This window comes from Streptomyces sp. NRRL WC-3618 (assembly GCF_001280005.1).
GTDB lineage: Bacteria > Actinomycetota > Actinomycetes > Streptomycetales > Streptomycetaceae > Streptomyces.
In genome coordinates this window covers 78,408-98,296 of sequence record NZ_LGDW01000348.1, presented here as the reverse complement: position 1 = coordinate 98,296, position 19,889 = coordinate 78,408, and the positions used below count along the sequence as shown (strand labels likewise).

Sequence of the window (19,889 nt, the reverse complement as noted above, 5' to 3'; positions counted from 1 at the left end):
GTAACCCTTCGTCAGCCGCCTGTGAAGGATGACCTGTCGGATTCGGGCTGGCGAAGTTGCCCGGCCGCTCACGCGGCTTCACCCCAAGGGCTGCTCGGCCCGGTCATGGCGTGACCGTTCCGGCGACCCGTCGTGCCTGGGTCCTCCACTCCTGCCGATGCACATCTGTCGACCGGTCATCCGGGCGGCGGCAGGACTCGGCGTCCGCCCGGATCGCCCCGCCGCTTGTGGCGGGGGCTTGTCGTCAGGAAGGGATCTTGGCTCATGGAAGCGGGAAATTCCCAATGGAATCGGCCCTTTGTGGCGTTACTCACCGCTGACCCATTCGAGTGGACACCCGTGCCCCCGAACGACTTTCGAGGGGGTGGCGCACCCTCGGACCAGGGTGGGAACGCTTCAATTTCGCCTGCGAACTACGCGCGTGTCGCAACCCGAACGGTCCCGTTGAGGGATGCGCGACTACTCCGAAAGGGGGATGACTTCCAGTCGTTTCCCGGCCCGTTCCGGCCAAGGCCGTGGGCGGGCCGACCGGGCGCGCCCGCTACCGGCCGACGGCCCGAACGCGTCAACTGGCGGGCTCACGCGGAACGATGACACGCGCCGTGCGGCGCTCCCCGTCGAGGACGCGCAGCGCACGCGCCAGCGTATCCGCGTGCACCTCCGTCTCGCCCCGCTGGTGCATCAACTCCAGCGCGTCCCGCAGGGCCACCGCCTTGGCGACCAGGGCCTGCGCGGCCCGCAGCCCGCGGTACGTGTCCCCGTGATAAGCCGGGTTGATACGGCCGAGCAGATCGGCCACTTCGAGGTAACGGTCGATCAGCTCGCCCTCCGCGCGGGTCAGGGCGGGCAGCGGAGGCAGTTCGGGCGGAAGCATCGGTGGCTCACCTCGGGCCGGGGGCGGGGTGCGACGACTTGCGGCTGGGCACGATCCGGTCGACCAGCCCGTATTCCAGCGCGGCCCGCGCGTCCAGGATCTTGTCCCGCTCGATGTCCGCGGCGACCTGCTCCGGGCTCTGGCCGGTGTGCCGTACGAGCAGCTCTTCCAGCAGGCTACGGACCCGGTCCAACTCCAGGGCCTGAATGGCGAGATCGCTCACCTGGCCGTGGATCGGCTCGGACAGCGCGGGCTGATGGATCATCACCCGGGCCCCCGGCAGCGCGCTGCGCTTGCCCGGCGTACCCGCGGCCAGCAGGACGGCCGCCGCGGAGGCCGCCTGGCCCAGGCAGGTGGTCTCCACATCGCAGGTGACGAACTGCATCGTGTCGTAGATCGCCGTCATCGCGCTGAACGAGCCGCCGGGGGAGTTGATGTACAGCGAGATGTCCCGGTCGGGCGCCAGATATTCGAGATGCATGAGCTGTGCCATCACGTCGTTCGCCGAGACGTCGTCGACCGGCGTCCCCAGAAAGACGATCCGTTCCTCCAGGAGCTTCGAGTACGGATCCAGCGTCCGGCTCCCGCTGTTGGTGCGTTCCGTGAACTCGGGCAGGACATAACGGGCTGACGGGTCGTCGAAGTCGTTCATGGCGTGCGCCTCCTCGATGGCTTCCGTAAAAAAATGTACAGGACGTACAGAGCGCAAAGCGAGGGTTCTTCTCGTCGAAACTCGCCGCGATCACGCGCCGCGCGTGGGTCCGGATCTCCACAAGCGCGGGAAATCCGGACACGTGGGGTGCTGGAGGGCGGGTCTAAGCTGGAACACATGGCCTACGAGATTCCGGTGACGCAAGCCAGGGCTGAACTCGCCGACCTGATCAACAAGGTGGTGTACGGCGGTGAGCGCGTCGTCGTGACGCGGCACGGCAAGCCCTTGGTCGCCCTGGTCTCCGCGGCCGACCTGGAACGCCTCGACGAGCTCGACGCGGCGGAGGGGCAGGTCATCAGCGCGGTCTCCAGCGTCCGGGAGGTCGCCGCCGCCGCGCCCGTCGAGCGGCAGCGGTTCGGCATCGCGGCAGAGCACCAGAGGCCTGGAGCGCGCTGAGCGGACGGACGCGGGGGTGCCGACACGGTGTGGCGCGACAGGGCGTGGCGCGAAAAGGCGTGGCGCGACAAGGACCGGGTGCCCCCGTCGGCCACGGCGGGGGCACCCGGTCCTTGTCGCGCCCGACTTCCGGTGTGTTCGATGCGTTCGGTCAGTTCGCGAGGGCCGGTTCCCGCTCGGCGACGGCAGGCGCCGGTTCGCTGTTCCCGTCCTCCTTACGGCGCTTGAGCGAGCTGCCCAGCAGCACCGCACCCAGGCCCAGCGCCGCCCACCAGGTCAGCGTCAGGGCGGGCCCCAGGGCCGCCGCGCCGTCGAAGAACGACACCGAGCGCAGCAGTGAGGCGCCCGCACCCGGCGGCAGCCACTGACCGATCGTGCCGACCGGGTCGGGCAGCAGTCGCGGGGCGCTGGTCGCCCCGGAGAACGGGTTGCCGAGCAGGACGACGGTCAGGCTGCCGAGGCCGATACCCGGGGTGCCCAGCAGCGCGGCCAGTCCGGCGACCGCGCCGCTCGCGGCGAGCGCCGTCAGTCCCAGCGCGCCGGCCTCCGCCCACCAGTCGCCGGTGAGCACGCCGAGCCAGCTGTGCGCGACCGCGGCGGCGGTGATCCCGACCAGCGCGGCGGCGGCGACCAGCGCACCGGCCGCCCGCACCCCGCGCAGACCGAGCAAGGTGACCACGGCGCCGGCGGCCACACCGGCGAGCGCCAGTGGCAGCACGCTCGCACCGAAGGCGGCGCCGCGCGGGTCGTTCGCGGCGGCGGGGACGACGTCGACGGTGCTGACCTGGGCGCCCGATCCACCGGTCCGCGCCGCCTGTTCGGTCACCGCCTGCTGGAGGATCTGGGCGACGACGGGGCTCGCGGCCGACGCGGTCAGCAGCTTCGGGCCCCGGGGCGTGACGACGACGGCACCGTATACGGTCCGGTCCTCGATGGCCTCCCGGGCGGCGGCCTCGTCGGCGTAGCGGTGGATCTCGAACGCGCCCTCGTGTGCCGACAGTTGCCGCTCCGCCTGGGTGACCGCGGCGGCCGGGCCGGCCACGCCGAGCGGCAGGTCGCGAGGCGCGATGCGGGCGGCGGGCCAGGCGAAGGCCCAGAGCGCCAGCGCGACCAGGACGGGGGCCAGGACGACGACGGCGATCACACGGCGGTGGTGCCCCTGGGTGCTCGCGGTGGACGTGGTGGACGTGGTGGGAGGCATGGTTTCCCTCCAATCTGACGGATCTCGACTGACGGAGCTCATCTGGCGGATCTCATCCGGAATCTAAAAAGAAGGATCGTTCGTTTTAGGTGCGGTCCCACCGTCCCGCCGACGGGATGTGTTGTCAAGAAGGAATGTTCGTTTTAGTTTGTGGGGCATGGCCCGCGTATCCCAGGAACACCTGGACGCCCGACGCCGTCAGATCCTCGACGGCGCGGCACTCTGCTTCGCCCGCAACGGCTTCCATGCCACGTCGATGCAGGACGTGCTCAAGGAGGTCGATCTGTCCGCCGGAGCCGTCTACCGCTACTTCAGCGGTAAGGAGGAGCTGATCGCCGCCATCGTCACCGAGGTGCTCCAGGAGGTCGGGGACGCCTTCAGGACGGCGGGTGAGCGGAACCCGCTCCCGCCGTTGGACGTGATCGTGGGCGAGGTGATGGGCAGAATGCTGGGTCTGCGACCGGGGCTGACGCACAAGGGGGTGGCCGTCTTCCCCCGGCTGATCGTCCAGGTGTGGGCCGAGACCCTGCGCGACGCGGAGCTGTCGAAGGTGCTCGCCGAGGGCTACGCCAAGGTCCACGAGCCGTGGGTGCGGCTGGTCGAGCGCTATCAGGAAGCCGGGCTGATGCGTGCCGACGTACCGGCCGAGAGTGTCGCCCGGACCATGATCGCCGCGGCCCAGGGCTTCATCGCGCAAATGGCCCTCTTCGGCGGCGTGTCGGTCGACGTGTTCCAGGAGGGCCTGCGCGGTCTGATGAGCTTGGGTGGGCCCGCTCGACGCGACCCGGGTGGATCACGGGCCGGTTAACGTCCTTGAAACTCCGGCCAACTAGCGTGCCCATCTCGCTACCAGCGGTTTTGGTGGCATCGGGCAACCGGACCCCGCACGGTCCGGAGCGAGGATATGAGGTGGGAAGCCGTGCAACTGACCCCGCACGAGCAGGAGAGGCTGCTGATCCATGTGGCGGCGGACGTGGCCGAGAAGCGCCGGGCCCGTGGGCTCCGGCTGAACCATCCCGAGGCGGTCGCGCTGATCACCTCGCACATCCTTGAGGGCGCCCGTGACGGCCGTACGGTCGCCGAGCTGATGTCCTCCGGGCGCACGCTGCTGACCAGGGAAGACGTCATGGAGGGCATCCCCGAGATGATCCACGACGTCCAGGTCGAGGCGACCTTCCCGGACGGCACCAAGCTCGTCACCGTCCACGACCCGATCGTCTGAGGGGCGGGCTGCCGTGATTCCCGGAGAGATCCTGTTCGCCGACGGACCCGTTGCATACAACGAGGGCCGCGAGGTCACGTCGATGACCGTGCTGAACGCCGCCGACCGGCCCGTCCAGGTCGGCTCCCACTACCACTTCGCCGAGGCCAATCCCGGCCTGGAGTTCGACCGCGCGGCTGCGCGTGGCAAGCGGCTGAACATCGCCGCCGGTACCGCCGTGCGCTTCGAACCCGGGATCCCCGTCGACGTACAACTCGTTCCGCTCGCCGGCGCGCGCATCGTGCCCGGACTGCGCGGGGAGACCGGAGGTGCCCTCGATGCCTGAGATCTCGCGTGCCGCGTACGCCGACCTGTTCGGCCCCACCACCGGCGACCGCATCCGGCTCGCCGACACCGACCTGCTGATCGAGATCGAGGAGGATCGTTCCGGCGGTCCGGGTCTCGCCGGTGACGAGGCGGTGTTCGGCGGGGGCAAGGTCATCCGCGAGTCCATGGGCCAGGCGCGCGCCACGCGCGCGGACGGCACCCCGGACACGGTCATCACGGGGGCGGTGATCGTCGACCACTGGGGGATCGTCAAGGCCGACATCGGCATCCGCGACGGCCGGATCACCGGTATCGGCAAGGCGGGCAACCCCGACACGATGGACGGGATCCATCCCGACCTGGTCATCGGTCCCGAGACCGAGATCATCGCCGGCAACGGCCGGATCGTGACGGCGGGCGCCATCGACGCGCACGTCCATCTGATCTGCCCGCAGATCGCCGACGAGGCGCTCGCCTCGGGCATCACGACCCTCGTCGGAGGCGGCACGGGACCGGCCGAGGGCTCGAAGGCGACGACGGTGACCCCGGGGCCCTGGCATCTCGCCCGGATGCTGGAGGCGATGGAGCAGTACCCCCTCAACTTCGGCCTGCTCGGCAAGGGCAACACCGTCTCGCACGACGCGATGCTCTCCCAGATCCGCGGCGGCGCCCTCGGCCTGAAGATCCACGAGGACTGGGGCTCGACCCCGGCCGCCATCGACGCGGCCCTCACCGTCGCCGACCGCACGGGCATCCAGGTCGCCATCCACACGGACACCCTCAACGAGGCCGGATTCGTGGCCGACACGCTCGCGGCCATCGCGGGCCGGGGCATCCACGCGTACCACACCGAGGGTGCGGGCGGCGGGCACGCGCCGGACATCATGTCCGTGGTCTCCGAGCCGCACGTCCTGCCGAGCTCGACGAATCCGACGCGGCCGTACACCGTCAACACCGCCGAGGAACACCTCGACATGCTGATGGTCTGCCACCACCTGAACGCGGCGGTGCCGGAGGACCTGGCGTTCGCCGAGTCACGCATCCGGCCGTCGACGATCGGCGCGGAGGACATCCTTCACGACCTGGGCGCGATCTCCATCATCTCGTCCGACGCCCAGGCCATGGGGCGGGTGGGCGAGGTCATCATGCGGACCTGGCAGACCGCCCACGTGATGAAGCGGCGCCGGGGAGCCCTGCCGGGCGACGGCAGTGCCGACAACCACCGTGTACGTCGCTATGTCGCCAAGTACACGATCAACCCGGCCCTCGCGCAGGGCCTCGCGCGGGAGATCGGCTCCGTGGAGACGGGCAAGCTCGCCGACCTGGTCCTCTGGGAGCCCGCGTTCTTCGGGGTGAAGCCGCATCTCGTCATCAAGGGCGGACAGATCGCGTACGCGCAGATGGGCGACGCGAACGCCTCGATCCCGACTCCGCAGCCGATCCTGCCCCGGCCGATGTTCGGGGCGATCGGACGGGCACCGGCCTCGAACTCGTTCAACTTCGTCTCGCAGCTGGCGATCGACGACGGGCTGCCGGAGCGGCTCCAGCTGGGCAAGCGGTTCGTCGCGATCGAGTCGACCCGCGCGGTGACCAAGGCCGACATGCGGGAGAACGACGCGCGTCCGGACGTACGGATCAACCCCGACAGCTTCGCCGTGCACATCGACGGGGAGCTGGTCGAGGCCACTCCGGCCGCCGAACTGCCCATGGCCCAGCGGTACTTCCTCTTCTGATGGGCACGTTCGTCAAGGGGAGGGCCTGATGAGCAGGGCAGCGCTGCTCGTCCTGGCCGACGGCCGGTTCCCCGCCGGAGGGCACGCGCACTCCGGCGGGGCCGAGGCCGCCGTCAAGGCGGGGCGTATCACGGGGGCCGCGAGCCTGGAGGAGTTCTGCCGGGGGCGGCTGCACACGACGGGGCTCGTGTCGGCGGCCCTGGCCGCCGCCGCGGCCAGTGGTGTCGATCCGGTGGCGCTCGACGGCGCGGCGGACGCGCGCACTCCGTCCCCGGCGTTGCGCGTCGCCGCGCGGAAGCTGGGGCGGCAGTTGATGAGGGCGGCACGGGCTACCTGGCCGTCGGCGGAACTCGACGCGCTGGCACGGGAGTTCCCCAAGGGCGCGCATCAGCCGGTGGTCCTGGGGCTCGCGGCGCGGGCGGCGGGGCTGGGGCCACAGGACGCGGCGTACTGCTCCGTGTACGAGTGCGTCAGCGGGCCCGCGACGGCGACGGTTCGGTTGCTGAGCCTTGATCCGTTCGATGCGAGTGGGGTGTTGGCGCGGTTGGCGCCGGAGCTGGACCGGGTGGTGGACCGGGCGGTGGAGGCGGCGGCCGTGGGGGAAGTGGACGCGTTGCCCGCGGCTGCGGCGCCGATGCTGGAGGTGGGGGCGGAGGCGCATGCGGGGTGGGCGGTGCGATTGTTCGCGTCCTAGGGGCGCGTTTCTTCGCCCGTCCTCGGGGGCGCTGCCCCCGAACCCCCGTTCGGCCCTGAAGGGGCCTCGTCCTCAAACGCCGGACGGGCTGGAGGTGCCGGCCGGCGCTGGTATTTCAGCCCCTCCGGCGTTTGAGGAGCGGGGGTTCGGGGGCAGCGCCCCCGAGGACGGCACGCAGCAGCAGTAGTGACAGAGAACAGAACCGGAGTCGTATCCATGCACCTCGACCACTCCCACCCCCAGCCCGGCGCAGCCGTGAGTGCCGACGCGCGTCGGCCCGACGGCACCCGCCGCGCCCTGCGCATCGGGCTCGGCGGCCCCGTCGGGTCCGGCAAGACCGCCACCGTCGCCGCCCTCTGCCGCGCCCTGCGCGAAGAGCTGTCGCTCGCCGTGGTCACGAACGACATCTACACCCGCGAGGACGCCGAGTTCCTGCTGCGCGAGGCCGTCCTGCCGCCCGAGCGGATCACCGCCGTGGAGACGGGCGCCTGCCCGCACACCGCGATCCGCGACGACATCTCCGCCAACCTGGAGGCCGTCGAGGACCTGGAGGACGAGACCGGCCCCCTCGACCTCGTGCTCGTCGAGTCCGGCGGCGACAACCTCACCGCCACCTTCTCCAAGGGGCTCGTGGACGCGCAGATCTTCGTCATCGACGTCGCCGGCGGGGACGACATCCCGCGCAAGGGCGGCCCCGGCGTCACCACCGCCGACCTGCTCGTCGTCAACAAGACCGACCTCGCGCCGTACGTCGGTTCCGACCTCGGCCGGATGGCCGCCGACGCGAAGGCGGCGCGTGGGAACATGCCCGTCGTCTTCCAGTCGCTGCGCGGTGAGGCCGGCGTCACGGAGGTCGCCGGATGGGTGCGGGCGCAGCTCACGGCGTGGACGGCATGACCGTCGGCGTACGGGCCACCGCGCGGATCGTCGCCCGGGCGGACGGCCGGGGCGGCACCGCCCTGCCGGTGCTCGACGGAGACGGACCGCTGGCGCTGCGCCGCATCCGGGCGCACGGCGACGAGGCCCGCGTCATGCTGGTCGGCGCCATGAGCGGGCCGCTCGGCGGCGACCACCTCGCTGTGGAGGCGGAGGTGGGGGAGGGCGCCCGACTGCATCTCGCGTCGGCCGCGGCCACCATCGCACTGCCGGGCCAGGCGAAGGGCGAGGCCCGCTACGACGTACGGATCGCTGTCGCGGACGGCGGCGAACTCCGCTGGCTGCCGGAGCAGTTGATCTGCGCCCAGGGCAGCGAGCTGTATGTCGGCACCCGTGTCGATCTCGCGCCGGACGCCCGGTTCGTGTTCCGTGAGGAGCAGGTGCTCGGTCGCTCCGGTGAGGACCCGGGGCGGCTCGGCAGCCGTCTCACGGTGCGGGTCGGGGGACGGGTCGTCCTCGACCAGGAGCTGGCCTGCGGACCCGGGGCGCCGGGCGGCTGGGACGGGCCGGCCGTGCTGGCGGGGCATCGCGCGCTCGGTCAACTCATCGTCGTACGGCCGGAGTTCGTGGACGCGCCGGTCGAGGCTCGGATGCTGGGGGAGGGCGCCGCGCTCGTTCCGCTCGCCGGACCCGCCGCACTGGTGACCGCGGTCGCGCCGGACGCGCTGGGGCTGCGCAGGGTATTGGACGAGGCCTTGGCGATCCTGGAACCGGCCCGCGGCGGCTGATCGACGGGGCCGCCCGCCGATCAGCGGGCAAATCCCCACACCGCACCCAATGTCCGCTGAGCGAAACCCTGTTCACCGTTTATCGGATTGGTAAAGAACGCCGTCTCCCCCTGTTCACGGGTCCCGCGCAGCGGCAAGGATCGATCCCCGTCACCGACCGACACCAACTATGTACGGGGAGGTCTCACTTGAGAGGCACGCAGGCGACGAAACGAGCCGCGGCGCTCGGTTCCGCCGGAGCGCTCATCACGGCGACTCTGATAGCCGGCGCCGTCGCGGCGCCCTCGGCCAGCGCGGACGCCCGCCATGGCCAGGACCGTGAGACGCGCGGCGCGACCATCGCCGCCGCACGAGCCGCGAAGGCCGGAATCGACTGGCAGGACTGCGCGGCCGACTGGGGCCTGGAGAAGCCGATCCAGTGCGGCTGGGTCACGGTGCCGCTCGACTACGCGAAGCCGTACGGCAAGCAGATCAAGCTCGCCGTCGACCACATCGGCAACACGGGGACGAAGAAGGACCGGCAGGGCGCGCTCGTCTACAACCCGGGTGGGCCGGGCGCCTCCGGACTGCGCTTCCCGCGCCGGGTCACGACGAACAACCCGCTGTGGACCAACGTGTCGAAGGCGTACGACTTCGTGGGCTTCGACCCGCGCGGAGTCGGCCACTCGGCGCCCATCTCCTGTGTCGACCCGCAGGAGTTCGTGAAGGCGCCCAAGCTGGACCCGGTGCCGGACTCGGAGGCGGACAAGCGCGCCCAGCGCACGCTGGCCCGTGAGTACGCGGAGGGCTGCTACGAGCGCAGCGGCGAGATGCTCCGGTACATGACCACGCCGAACACGGTGCGCGACCTGGACGTCATCCGTGCCGCGCTGGGGGAGAAGAAGCTCAACTTCCTCGGTGTGTCGTACGGGACGTACATCGCGGCCGTCTACGGGACGATGTACCCGGGGCACGTCCGCCGGATGATCGCGGACAGTGTGGTCAACCCGTCCCGCGAGAAGGTCTGGTACGAGGCCAACCTCGACCAGGACGTCGCCTTCGAGACGCGCTGGAACGACTGGCAGGACTGGATCGCGAAGAACGACGCCGTCTTCCACCTGGGTACCACCCGGGCCCAAGTACAGGCGAAGTGGCTGGAGTTGCGGGCCACCGCGAAGAAGGCCCCGATCGGCGGGCTGGTCGGACCGGCCGAGCTGATCTCCTTCTTCCAGAGCGCCCCGTACTACGACTCGTCGTGGATCCCGGTCGCCACCGTGTTCAGCAAGTACGTCGCCGGGGACACCAAGGCGCTCGTCGACGCGGCGGCCCCCGACCTCACGGACACCGCGGGCAACGTGGCCTCCGAGAACAGCACCGCCGTCTACACGGCCGTCGAGTGCACCGACGTCAAGTGGCCCACCAGCTGGAAGAAGTGGGACCGCGACAACACCCGGCTGCACAAGGACTACCCGTTCATGACCTGGGCCAACGCCTGGCTGAACCTGCCGTGCGCGACCTGGCCGGTCAAGCAGCAGACGCCAGTGAACGTGAAGTCCGGCAAGGGCCTGCCGCCCGTGCTGATCGTGCAGTCCACGCGTGACGCGGCCACCCCGTACGACGGCGGCGTCGAACTGCACAAGCGCTTCAAGGGCTCCCGCCTGATCACGGAGAAGGACGCGGGCTCCCACGGCGTGACCGGGCTTGTCAACCCGTGCATCAACGCGCGGGTCGACACCTACCTGCTCACCGGCAAGGTGGACGCGGCGGACGTGACCTGCACCCCGCACGCCACCCCCAAGCCGTAGCAGCCAGTTGCAGCAGTCAGTCGTACGAGGTGTGGGGCGGCCGGAGATTCTTCCGGCCGCCCCACACCCGTCACGCGCCTCCTGTCACGCCGACCAGGCGTCCTCCGCCGCGTAGTCGAAGAGATCGCCGTACGTCTCGTACATCTTGGGATACGCCTCCCGCCAGTCCCGCCCGGCCAACTGCCCCTCGATCCAGGCGACGGTCTCCGGCAGGCTCTGGGCGTACGTGACGACGGGCCGGTAGCCCAACTCCCGTTCGGCGGCGGACATGTCGCACACCACGGGCACCGGCGTCGACCACGGGGTGTCGCCCACGGTGGGCACCGGCGGCGGACCGTCCACCAGAACGGTCTCCACCTCGACCCCCATCACGGAGTCGATCGCCCCGGCGATCTCCGCCACCGTCGGCGCCTCGGGATCGACGGCGTTCAGGGCCCGGGCACCCGGACGCGCGGCGGCCAGCCGGATCAGCTCGGCGATGTTGTGGACGCTCGCCGGATGGAAACGGCTCCCGCCGCCGTAGGCGAGGACGCGCCGGCGCCGCCCGTCCAGGTTGCGTTTGACGAAGTACAGCTCGCGCGGACTACGGCAGTACGGCCCGTGGATCGCGCCCGCCCGCAGCAGCGTGGCCGGCAACTGGTCGCCGAGGGCGAGGAGTTCGCGCTCCAGGCCCGCTTTCCGGGTGCTGTACGAGCTCTCGCCCGGCCGGACCGTGAGCTGTTCCTCGGTGATGGGCACCGGGTACTCGGGGAAGCCGTCGGGCTCCTCCTGCGTGTCGAAGTTGCGGCCCTTGTCGTCCTCGTACACGGACAGGCTGGAGATCACCACGGCCGACCCGACCCGGCCGGCGAGACCGGCCAACTGCCGTGCGTGCTCGGGCCCGTAGGCCACCATGTCCACGAGGACATCGCACCCGTCGCCGACCACCGCCCCGAGCGCCGTGTCGTCAGCCCGGTCGGCGGCCGCGACCCGCACCTCGTCCGGCCAGTCGCCGTCCCGTCCGCCGCCCCGCGAGACGGCGGTCACCTCCCACCCGTCCCTGGCGAGCGCCCCCACGGCCACCCGTCCGATCTGCCCGGTTGCTCCGATCACCACAGCTCGTTTCATGGAGCGACCGTAACCGCTGAGAGCGCCAGGGCAGCAGGAGATTAGCCACGAGCAGATCGCGGATGTGGTGAAGAGCGTCGGCGGCCTCAACTGAGCGGCATACGCGGGAACTTGCGCGCCCGCTGCTCCTTCTCCGCCTTCTTCGCTGCGGCTTCCTCCGCCTTGGCGACGGCCGCGTACTGGTCGACGTACTCCTGCCCGGAGAGGTTGAGGATGGCGTACATGATCTCGTCCGTGATGGCCCGCAGAACCGCCTTCTCGTCCTCCATCCCGAGGTAGCGGGAGAAGTCGAGGGGCTTGCCGAAGCGGATGGCCACGGGATGGACGTTCGGGATGACCTTGCCCGGCGGCTGCGCCTCGAAGGTGCCGATCATCGCGCACGGGATGACGGGCACCTGGGCCCTGAGCGCCATGACGGCGACCCCGACCTTGCCCTTGTAGAGCCGTCCGTCGTGCGACCGGGTGCCCTCCGGATAGATACCGAGCAGCTCGTCCTTGCTCAGCACCCCGAGCCCTTCACGGATCGCCGCCTGCCCCGCCTCCTTACCGGACCGGTCCACCGGAATCTGCCCGGCGCTGCGGAAGAAGAACGCGGTCAGCCGCCCCTTGATCCCAGGACCCGTGAAGTACTCGGCCTTCGCGAGAAAGGTGATGCGCCGTTTGAGGATCGCGGGCATCAGGAAGTGGTCGGAGAAGGACAGATGGTTCCCGGCGACGATCGCGGCGCCCGACGACGGGACGTTTTCGAGCCCCTCGATCCGAGGCCGGAAGACCAGTCTCAGCAGCGGCCCGAGCAGCACGTATTTGAGTACGTAGTAGAACAAGGGGGTCGCTCCTCAGATCAATGCAGGTCAACGCAGGTCAACGGGGTGCGCGTCAGGACGTCAGTGTATGTGTCGAGGCGGTTACCTGTAACGGGGTGATCAGCTCGGGTGCGTCCGGAAAGACCTCGTTGAGCCGCGACGGCACGGCGGTCGGAGCATCCGCCGTGCCGTCCGCCGTCAGGCCCCCCGCGTCAGCACCCGCTCCAGCGCGCCCAGAGCCGTCGTCAGTTCCTCCCCGGTGACCGTCAGCGGCGGCGCCAGCCGGATTGTCGACCCGTGGGTGTCCTTGACCAGGATGCCCTCCCGCATCAGCCGCTCACTGATCTCCCGTCCGGTCCCGATGGCCGGGTCGACGTCGACCCCCGCCCACAGTCCCCGCGACCGGAAGCCGACGACGCCCTTGCCGACCAGCCCGGTCAGACCGTCACGCAGGACGACCCCCAATTCGGCCGCCCTGCGCTGGAACTCGCCGGTCTCCAGCAGCTCGACCACGGCCTGGCCGACCGCCGCGGCCAGGGGGTTGCCGCCGAACGTCGAGCCGTGTTCGCCCGGCCGCAGCACCCCGAGGACGTCCCGGCGCGCGACCACCGCCGACACGGGCACGATGCCGCCGCCCAGGGCCTTGCCGAGCAGCAGCATGTCCGGCACGACGTTCTCGTGGTCCACCGCCAGCGTGCGCCCGGTGCGGCCCAGGCCCGACTGGATCTCGTCGGCGATGAACAGGCAGCCCGTGCGGCGGGTCAGTTCGCGTACGCCGGTCAGATAGCCGTCGTCGGGGATCAGGACGCCCGCCTCGCCCTGGATGGGCTCCAGGAGGACCGCGGCCGTCGTCTCGTCGATCGTCTCCTCCAGGGCCGCCAGGTCGTTGTAGGGCACGATCCGGAAGCCCGGGGTGAACGGGCCGAATCCCGCCCTGGCCGTCTCGTCCGTGGAGAAGCTGACGATCGTCGTCGTACGGCCGTGGAAGTTGTCCGCCGCGACCACGATCGTCGCCCGGTCGGCGGGGACGCCCTTCACGTCGTACGCCCATTTGCGGGCCACCTTGACGGCGCTCTCGACCGCCTCGGCGCCGGTGTTCATCGGCAGGACCATGTCCAGGCCCGTCAACTCGGCCAGGGAGGTGGCGAACTGGGCCAGCCGGTCGTTGTGAAAGGCGCGGGACGTGAGGGTGAGGCGGTCCAGCTGGCGGTGCGCCGCCTCGATCAGCGCCGGGTGGCGGTGGCCGAAGTTCAGGGCCGAGTAGCCGGCCAGCATGTCCAGATAGCGGCGGCCCTCGACGTCCTCGACGCAGGCGCCCTCGGCGCGGGCCACGACCACGGGCAGCGGGTGGTAGTTGTGCGCGAGGACCGGTTCCTCGGCGCGGATGAGGTCCGCGGAGGTGCGGGTGGCGGTGGCTGCGCCCGTGTTCGTGCTCGTCGGTGCGGTCATGAGCGGATCTCCTGAGTGCAGCACTTGATGCCGCCGCCGGCCTTGCGGAACTCCGACAGGTCGACGGGAACGGGGAGGTAGCCGTGGCGCGTCAGTTCGGCGGCGAGGGCCGTGGCGCCCGGGTCGATGAAGACGTGGTGGCCGTCCGAGACCGAGTTCAGCCCGAACGTGAGCGCGTCCTCGCGGGTCGCGACGACCGCGTCCGGGTACAGCCGCGCCAGCACCTCGCGGCTGCCCGGCGAGAACGCGTCCGGGTAGTACGCGATGTTGGTCTCGTCCAGGACGAACAGCGCCGTGTCCAGGTGGTAGAAGTACGGGTCCGTCAGCTTGAGGCTGATCACCGGGACGCCGAAGTACTCCTGCACCTCGTGATGGGCCTCACGGGTCGTACGGAAGCCCGTGCCCGCCAGGATCCAGCGGCCGGCCGGGACCAGGTCTCCCTCGCCCTCGCACACCGACTCCGGGCGGTACACGTCGTAGCCCGCCGACTTGAACCACGTCTCGTACGCGGTCGACTCGGGGCGGCGTTCGGGGGCGTGGAAGGAGGAGCCGAAGACACGGCCGTCGACGACGACCGCCGAGTTCGCGGCGAACACCATGTCGGGCAGGCCGGCGACCGGCTCCACGGTGTCCACGGTGTGGCCGTGGGCGCGGTAGGCGCTGATCAGCGAGCGCCACTGTTCCTGGGCCAGATCGACGTCGACCCTGATGTCGGGGTTCATCCAGGGATTGATCGCGTACTGCACGGCGAAATGTCTGGGTTCACAGACAAGAAAGCGCCGGGGGAGCGGCACACGGCTGTCGGGCACAGAGGGGTTCCTCCGCTTCCTGCAAAGCTCCAGTGGGATGTACACCACGGTAGGAACTGAGCCCGACGCTCGACAAGTGACAACGATTGCGTGTCGGCGCAGGAATCCTGCGTCTTTGACGGCATCAACGCAGGTCTGATGCGCCTTTCGATGTGTTGTTCGGGGCAGGATGGGTAGCCCCCGCCTCCGGGCTTTCCGTGAGGAGGTGGGACAGCACCATGTAGCTGATCGTCTTCCGGATGAACGGCTCGGTCCTGATGCGCTCCAGCACGTTCTCGAAGTGCTCCACATCCGTCGCCCGCACATGCAGCAGCGCGTCCGCGCCGCCCGTCACCGTCATCGCCGCCGTGATCTCCGGATGGTTGCGCACCACCTCCGCCAGCCGCCGGGGCGGCGCCGCGCCCTCGCAGTACACCTCGACGTACGCCTCCGTGCTCCAGCCGAGCGCCGACGGCTCCACCGTCGCCGTGAACCCGGTGATCACGCCCGTCTCACGCAGCCGGTCCACCCGCCGCTTCACCGCGGTGGCCGACAACCCGACCGCCGCGCCGATCTCGGCGAAGCTCGTACGGGCGTTCGCCATCAGGGTGGTGATGATCTTCCGGTCCACTTCGTCGAAAGGCGCCGGCCTGCTGTTCATCCGGGCACTGTATCCAGCGACGGCGGGCACCGCGCCCCATCGGCGGCTTACCCACCCGGCACATGTGCACACGTACGAATTCCACCTACACTCCACCTTCATGCTGCGCGCCCTCGCCGTCGACGACGAACGCCCCTCCCTCGAGGAACTGCTCTATCTGCTGCACGCCGACCCACGGATCGGCACCGCCGAGGGAGCCGGTGACGCGACCGAGGCGCTGCGCCGCATCAACCGCGCCCTCCAGTCGGGGCCCGGCGGACCCGAGGCCATCGACGTGGTGTTCCTCGACATCCACATGCCCGGTCTCGACGGCCTCGACCTCGCCCGTCTCCTCACCGGGTTCGCCAAGCCGCCGCTCGTCGTGTTCGTCACCGCCCACGAGGACTTCGCCGTCCAGGCGTTCGACCTCAAGGCCGTCGACTACGTACTGAAACCCGTACGCAAGGAACGCCTCGCCGAAGCCGTCCGCCGAGCCGCCGAACTGCGCGACAACACCCCGACCCTGCCCGCGCCCATACCCGTGCACGAACCCGACCCCGACCACATACCCGTCGAGCTCGGCGGAGTGACCCGCTTCGTCGCCGTCGACGACATCACCCACGTCGAGGCCCAGGGCGACTACGCCCGTCTGCACACCGACCGGGGCAGCCACCTCGTACGCATCCCGCTCTCCACCCTGGAGGAGCGCTGGCGCGCCCGCGGTTTCGTCCGCATCCACCGCCGCCACCTCGTCGCCCTGCGCCACATCGGTGAACTCCGCCTCGACGCCGGCGCCGTGAGCGTCCTGGTCGGCGCCGAGGAACTCCAGGTCAGCCGGCGCCACGCCCGTGAGCTACGGGACCTGCTGATGCGCCGGCCCGCGAGCTGAGGGACGGAACCGCATCCATGCCCCAGGATCCCGCCGAACGCCGCGTCGTCGTCACCGGGCCGCCCCGGCGCGCCCGCCGCACCTTTGGCTACTACCGGCCGCGCACCGAGATCGACGAGCAGACCACCCTCGGCCACACCTACGTCCGCTCCCTCATGCGCTCCCAACTCCGCGCCGCCCTGGCCGTGTTCGCGGTCCTCGCACTCCTCGTCGCGCCGCTGCCGCTGCTCTTCGCCGCGCTGCCCGACGCCCACCACCTGAAGTGGCTGATCCTCGGCTTCGGCCTCTACGCGCCCCTGGTGCTGCTCGCCCGCTGGTACGTGCGGCGCGCCGAACGCAACGAACGGGACTTCGTCCGGCTGGTCGAGGACCAGGACCGCTGACGCCATGAACGGGAACAGGCCCCTGTGAACGAGAACTACGCCGTCCCGGCCGTCGCCCTCGTCGTCGTGGCGACGGTCTTCGTCGGCGCGTTCGGCCTGCGCATCTCCCGCACCACCTCCGACTTCTACGTCGCCTCCCGCACCGTCGGCCCCCGCCTCAACGCCACCGCGATCAGCGGCGAGTACCTCTCCGCCGCCTCCTTCCTCGGCATCGCCGGCCTCGTCCTCGTCCAGGGCCCCGACATGCTCTGGTACCCCGTCGGCTACACCGCCGGCTACCTCCTGCTGCTCCTCTTCGTCGCCGCCCCGCTGCGCCGCTCCGGCGCCTACACGCTCCCCGACTTCGCCGAGGCCCGCCTCGCTTCCCAGGCCGTACGGCGGCTCGCCGGAGCCTTCGTCGTCGGGGTCGGCTGGCTCTACCTGCTGCCCCAGCTCCAGGGCGCGGGGCTGACGTTGGCGGTCCTGACCGACGCGCCCGACTGGGCCGGCGGGGTCATCGTCGCCGTCGTCGTGGTCGCCACCGTCGCCGCCGGCGGCATGCGCAGCATCACCTTCGTGCAGGCCTTCCAGTACTGGCTGAAGCTCACCGCGATGCTCGTCCCGGCCCTCTTCCTCGCCCTCGCCTGGCAGGGCGACGGCGCCCCGCGCCACGCCTTCGACGAACCCGCCACCTTCCGCGAACAGCGCGTCGTGCGCGTCGCGGACGGCCTCGACCTGAAACTGAGGGCCCCCCTCACCGTCACCGTGACCGGCACGGTCGACGGCCGCCCCCACACGGACCAGGTCCTCCACCTCCCCACCGGCACCCACCACATCGACCGCGGCACCCGCCTCACCTTCGCCAAGGGCGCCGCCGTCCCCCAGGCCGACCGCGGCACCAACGGCGGCATGTCGACCTCCCTCGCCGAAGGCCGCGAGGAACGCCCGCTGTACGCCACGTACGGCCTGATCCTCGCCACGTTCCTCGGCACCATGGGCCTGCCGCACGTCGTGGTCCGCTTCTACACCAGCCCGCACGGCGTCGCCGCCCGTCGCACCACCGTCGCCGTCCTCGGCCTCATCGGCGCCTTCTACCTCCTCCCGCCCGTCTACGGCGCCCTGGGCCGCCTCTACGCCCCCGAACTGGCCCTCACCTCCGACGCCGACGCCGCCGTCCTCCTGCTGCCCGACCGCATGATCGGCGGCCTCGGCGGCGACCTGCTGGGCGCACTGGTGGCCGGCGGCGCCTTCGCCGCGTTCCTGTCCACCGCGTCGGGCCTCACCATGGCCGTCGCCGGAGTCCTCACCCAGGACGTCCTGCCCTCACGCGGAGTACGGCACTTCCGCCTCGGTACGGTCATCGCCATGGCCGTACCCCTCGCCGCCAGCGCCATCGTCGGCGGGCTCCCCGTAGCCGACGCCGTCGGGCTCGCCTTCGCCGTCTCCGCGTCCTCCTTCTGCCCGCTGCTCGTCCTCGGCATCTGGTGGCGCCGGCTGACCCCGCCGGGCGCCGCCGCCGGGATGCTGGTCGGCGGGGGCTCCGCGCTCCTCGCCGTGGCCGCCACCATGGCGAGCTTCCCGGGCACGGGCGCCCTGCACGCCCTGCTCGCCTGGCCCGCCCTCTGGTCCGTACCCCTGGGATTCCTCACCATGATCCTGGTGTCCCTGGCCACCCCGGGCCGCGTCCCGGCCGGCACGGCGGCCATCCTGTCCCGCTTCCACCTGCCGGAGGAGCTGTCCGGGGCGCACGGCGGCCACAGCGGCCACGGCGGCCACGGCGGCCACGGTCTCGGGGGACCGGCACGCACGGAGGTGACCCGGACATGAGCGGATTCCTCGCCGGACTCTGCGTGGCCGTCCTCCCGCTGCTGGCCGCCGGGTTCTGGCTGGGCCGGCGCGCCGCCCGCCCCGAACGCCTCGGCGGCCTCGGCACCCCCGTCGAGCACGCCACCTTCGAGACCCTGCACACCGCCTCCCTCGCCGCACCGCCACTGCGCGCCGGCCTCACCGAGGAGACCGCCGGCCGCTCGGCCCGGCGGCTGCGCACCCTGCTCGGCACGGACGCCCTCTGCCTCACCGACCAGAAGTCGGTCCTCGTCTGGGACGGTGTCGGTGAACACCACCGCGCCGAGATCATGGAATGCCTCGCCGGACCCCTCGAAACCGGCCGCGGCGAAGCCTTCCGGCTCACCTGCGACGCCCCGGACTGCCCCCTGCGCTGGGCCGTCGTGGCCCCCCTCACCGTCGACGACCGGGTCCACGGCGCCCTCGTCGCGTGCGCGCCCCGCGAGTCGGCGGTCCTCGTCCGCGCGGCCGGAGAGGTCGCGCGGTGGGTCTCCGTCCAACTGGAGTTGGCGGACCTGGACCAGTCCCGCACCCGCCTGATCGAGGCCGAGATCAAGGCACTTCGCGCCCAGATATCCCCGCATTTCATCTTCAACTCGCTCGCGGTGATCGCCTCGTTCGTGCGCACCGACCCCGAGCGCGCCCGCGAACTGCTCCTGGAATTCGCCGACTTCACCCGCTACTCGTTCCGCAGGCACGGCGACTTCACCACCCTCGCCGAGGAACTCCACGCCATCGACCACTACTTGGCGCTCGTCCGGGCCCGCTTCGGCGACCGTCTCTCCGTCACCCTCCAGATCGCCCCCGAAGTGCTCCCGGTCGCGTTGCCTTTCCTCTGCCTCCAGCCCCTGGTGGAAAACGCCGTCAAACACGGTCTGGAGGGCAAGGGGGCGTCCGCAGGCGGGAGCCACATCAGTATCACCGCGCAGGACGCGGGCGCCGAGGCGCTGGTCGTCATCGAGGACGACGGCGTCGGCATGGACCCGGTACTGCTCCGCCGTATCCTCGCGGGCGAGGTCAGCCCGTCCGGCGGCATCGGCCTCTCGAACGTGGACGACCGGCTCCGGCAGGTCTACGGCGACGACCACGGCCTCGTCATCGAGACAGCGCTCGGAGCCGGCATGAAGATCACCGCCCGGCTGCCGAAGTACCAGCCGGGCGTGCACTCGGCGGGCCGCCTCTTCGAGAACTGACCCGACCCGCCGTGAACCTATTAGCCCGTTCGGGTGTACGGAGCTCAGGTGGGCCGGGTGACCACCATCCCGAGCGTGATCAGGCCCAGCACCACCCAGCCGAACCACAGCCAGCCGTTGCTGCCGAGCGCCACCGTGTAGGCCGTCACCACGACGAGCCCGCCTACGGTGAGCACCCCCATGGTCTTCGTGGAACCGTTCGTGGAACCGGGCATCGCAACACCCTC

22 protein-coding genes and 1 riboswitch are annotated in these 19,889 nt (G+C 70.9%); of the genes, 13 read left to right on the top strand and 9 right to left on the bottom strand.

Annotation, left to right across the window (positions count from 1 at the left end; translation table 11 throughout):
• Window position 1: 1 nt before the first annotated feature.
• Window positions 2-181: riboswitch (cyclic di-AMP (ydaO/yuaA leader) on the bottom strand.
• Window positions 182-565: 384 nt separating this feature from the next.
• Entirely contained in the window at window positions 566-874 is a 309-nt protein-coding gene (locus ADL01_RS25775; RefSeq protein WP_053744397.1) for a hypothetical protein, read from the bottom strand.
• Between the two features lie 7 nt (window positions 875-881).
• Window positions 882-1,526, bottom strand: a complete 645-nt coding sequence (locus tag ADL01_RS25770; protein WP_053744396.1) for an ATP-dependent Clp protease proteolytic subunit — start codon at window positions 1,524-1,526, stop codon at window positions 882-884.
• 177 nt (window positions 1,527-1,703) lie between these two features.
• Here ADL01_RS25770 and ADL01_RS25765 point away from each other — a divergent pair, with 177 nt between their 5' ends.
• Window positions 1,704-1,982, top strand: a complete 279-nt coding sequence (locus ADL01_RS25765) for a type II toxin-antitoxin system Phd/YefM family antitoxin (RefSeq protein ID WP_053744395.1) — start codon at window positions 1,704-1,706, stop codon at window positions 1,980-1,982.
• Window positions 1,983-2,133: 151 nt separating this feature from the next.
• Here the strand turns inward: ADL01_RS25765 and ADL01_RS25760 are convergent, their stop codons facing one another.
• Window positions 2,134-3,183: an ABC transporter permease gene (locus tag ADL01_RS25760; protein WP_063783587.1), complete on the bottom strand. Its 1,050-nt coding sequence runs from the start codon at window positions 3,181-3,183 to the stop codon at window positions 2,134-2,136.
• A 157-nt stretch (window positions 3,184-3,340) separates the two neighbouring features.
• On the opposite strand from ADL01_RS25760, the gene ADL01_RS25755 reads away from it, so the two are divergent.
• The 8 genes from ADL01_RS25755 to ADL01_RS25720 all read left to right on the top strand — a co-directional run bounded on the left by ADL01_RS25755 (window position 3,341) and on the right by ADL01_RS25720 (window position 10,586).
• Window positions 3,341-3,991, top strand: a complete 651-nt coding sequence (locus ADL01_RS25755) for a TetR/AcrR family transcriptional regulator (protein ID WP_053744393.1) — start codon at window positions 3,341-3,343, stop codon at window positions 3,989-3,991.
• Between the two features lie 111 nt (window positions 3,992-4,102).
• The gene (locus ADL01_RS25750; protein WP_053744439.1) at window positions 4,103-4,405 is read left to right on the top strand and encodes an urease subunit gamma; all 303 of its coding nucleotides are present in this window, start codon (window positions 4,103-4,105) and stop codon (window positions 4,403-4,405) included.
• A gap of 13 nt (window positions 4,406-4,418) precedes the next feature.
• Window positions 4,419-4,730 carry an urease subunit beta gene (locus ADL01_RS25745; RefSeq protein WP_053744392.1) on the top strand — a complete coding sequence of 104 codons (312 nt, stop codon included), beginning with the start codon at window positions 4,419-4,421 and terminating at the stop codon, window positions 4,728-4,730.
• Window positions 4,723-6,444: an urease subunit alpha gene (locus ADL01_RS25740; RefSeq protein WP_053744391.1), complete on the top strand. Its 1,722-nt coding sequence runs from the start codon at window positions 4,723-4,725 to the stop codon at window positions 6,442-6,444. Before ADL01_RS25745 ends, ADL01_RS25740 begins: the two co-directional genes overlap by 8 nt.
• A gap of 28 nt (window positions 6,445-6,472) precedes the next feature.
• Complete coding sequence (locus tag ADL01_RS25735) at window positions 6,473-7,138, top strand: urease accessory protein UreF (protein ID WP_053744390.1); 666 nt, start codon at window positions 6,473-6,475, stop codon at window positions 7,136-7,138.
• Between the two features lie 216 nt (window positions 7,139-7,354).
• On the top strand, window positions 7,355-8,035 hold the full coding sequence (gene ureG, locus ADL01_RS25730; protein WP_053744389.1) for an urease accessory protein UreG: 681 nt from the start codon (window positions 7,355-7,357) through the stop codon (window positions 8,033-8,035).
• Window positions 7,999-8,802: an urease accessory protein UreD gene (locus ADL01_RS25725; RefSeq protein ID WP_053744388.1), complete on the top strand. Its 804-nt coding sequence runs from the start codon at window positions 7,999-8,001 to the stop codon at window positions 8,800-8,802. Before ureG ends, ADL01_RS25725 begins: the two co-directional genes overlap by 37 nt.
• 188 nt (window positions 8,803-8,990) lie before the next feature.
• Complete coding sequence (locus tag ADL01_RS25720) at window positions 8,991-10,586, top strand: alpha/beta hydrolase (protein ID WP_053744387.1); 1,596 nt, start codon at window positions 8,991-8,993, stop codon at window positions 10,584-10,586.
• Between the two features lie 84 nt (window positions 10,587-10,670).
• On the opposite strand, the gene ADL01_RS25715 is transcribed toward ADL01_RS25720, so the two are convergent.
• The 5 genes from ADL01_RS25715 to ADL01_RS25695 form a co-directional block, all read right to left on the bottom strand.
• Entirely contained in the window at window positions 10,671-11,693 is a 1,023-nt protein-coding gene (locus ADL01_RS25715; protein ID WP_107090994.1) for an NAD-dependent epimerase/dehydratase family protein, read from the bottom strand.
• A gap of 86 nt (window positions 11,694-11,779) precedes the next feature.
• A complete protein-coding gene (locus ADL01_RS25710) occupies window positions 11,780-12,517 on the bottom strand; it encodes a lysophospholipid acyltransferase family protein (RefSeq protein ID WP_053744385.1) in 738 nt (245 codons plus the stop codon).
• A 177-nt stretch (window positions 12,518-12,694) separates the two neighbouring features.
• Window positions 12,695-13,945 (bottom strand): ornithine--oxo-acid transaminase, encoded by a 1,251-nt coding sequence (gene rocD / locus ADL01_RS25705; protein ID WP_053744384.1) that lies wholly within the window; start codon window positions 13,943-13,945, stop codon window positions 12,695-12,697.
• On the bottom strand, window positions 13,942-14,754 hold the full coding sequence (gene ddaH, locus ADL01_RS25700; protein ID WP_053744383.1) for a dimethylargininase: 813 nt from the start codon (window positions 14,752-14,754) through the stop codon (window positions 13,942-13,944). The genes rocD and ddaH overlap by 4 nt, the downstream gene beginning before the upstream one ends.
• Before the next feature lie 124 nt (window positions 14,755-14,878).
• Window positions 14,879-15,394 carry an Lrp/AsnC family transcriptional regulator gene (locus ADL01_RS25695; RefSeq protein WP_053744382.1) on the bottom strand — a complete coding sequence of 172 codons (516 nt, stop codon included), beginning with the start codon at window positions 15,392-15,394 and terminating at the stop codon, window positions 14,879-14,881.
• A gap of 100 nt (window positions 15,395-15,494) precedes the next feature.
• Here ADL01_RS25695 and ADL01_RS25690 point away from each other — a divergent pair, with 100 nt between their 5' ends.
• The 4 genes from ADL01_RS25690 to ADL01_RS25675 are packed head-to-tail and all read left to right on the top strand — an operon-like array spanning window position 15,495 to window position 19,662.
• On the top strand, window positions 15,495-16,262 hold the full coding sequence (locus ADL01_RS25690) for a LytR/AlgR family response regulator transcription factor (protein ID WP_053744381.1): 768 nt from the start codon (window positions 15,495-15,497) through the stop codon (window positions 16,260-16,262).
• A 17-nt stretch (window positions 16,263-16,279) separates the two neighbouring features.
• On the top strand, window positions 16,280-16,645 hold the full coding sequence (locus ADL01_RS25685; RefSeq protein WP_053744380.1) for a hypothetical protein: 366 nt from the start codon (window positions 16,280-16,282) through the stop codon (window positions 16,643-16,645).
• A 24-nt stretch (window positions 16,646-16,669) separates the two neighbouring features.
• Window positions 16,670-18,451 carry a cation acetate symporter gene (locus ADL01_RS25680; RefSeq protein ID WP_053744379.1) on the top strand — a complete coding sequence of 594 codons (1,782 nt, stop codon included), beginning with the start codon at window positions 16,670-16,672 and terminating at the stop codon, window positions 18,449-18,451.
• Window positions 18,448-19,662, top strand: coding sequence for a sensor histidine kinase (locus tag ADL01_RS25675; protein WP_053744378.1), 1,215 nt, complete (start codon window positions 18,448-18,450; stop codon window positions 19,660-19,662). Before ADL01_RS25680 ends, ADL01_RS25675 begins: the two co-directional genes overlap by 4 nt.
• A gap of 44 nt (window positions 19,663-19,706) precedes the next feature.
• On the opposite strand, the gene ADL01_RS43990 is transcribed toward ADL01_RS25675, so the two are convergent.
• Window positions 19,707-19,877 (bottom strand): hypothetical protein, encoded by a 171-nt coding sequence (locus ADL01_RS43990; RefSeq protein ID WP_107090993.1) that lies wholly within the window; start codon window positions 19,875-19,877, stop codon window positions 19,707-19,709.
• Window positions 19,878-19,889: the final 12 nt, after the last annotated feature.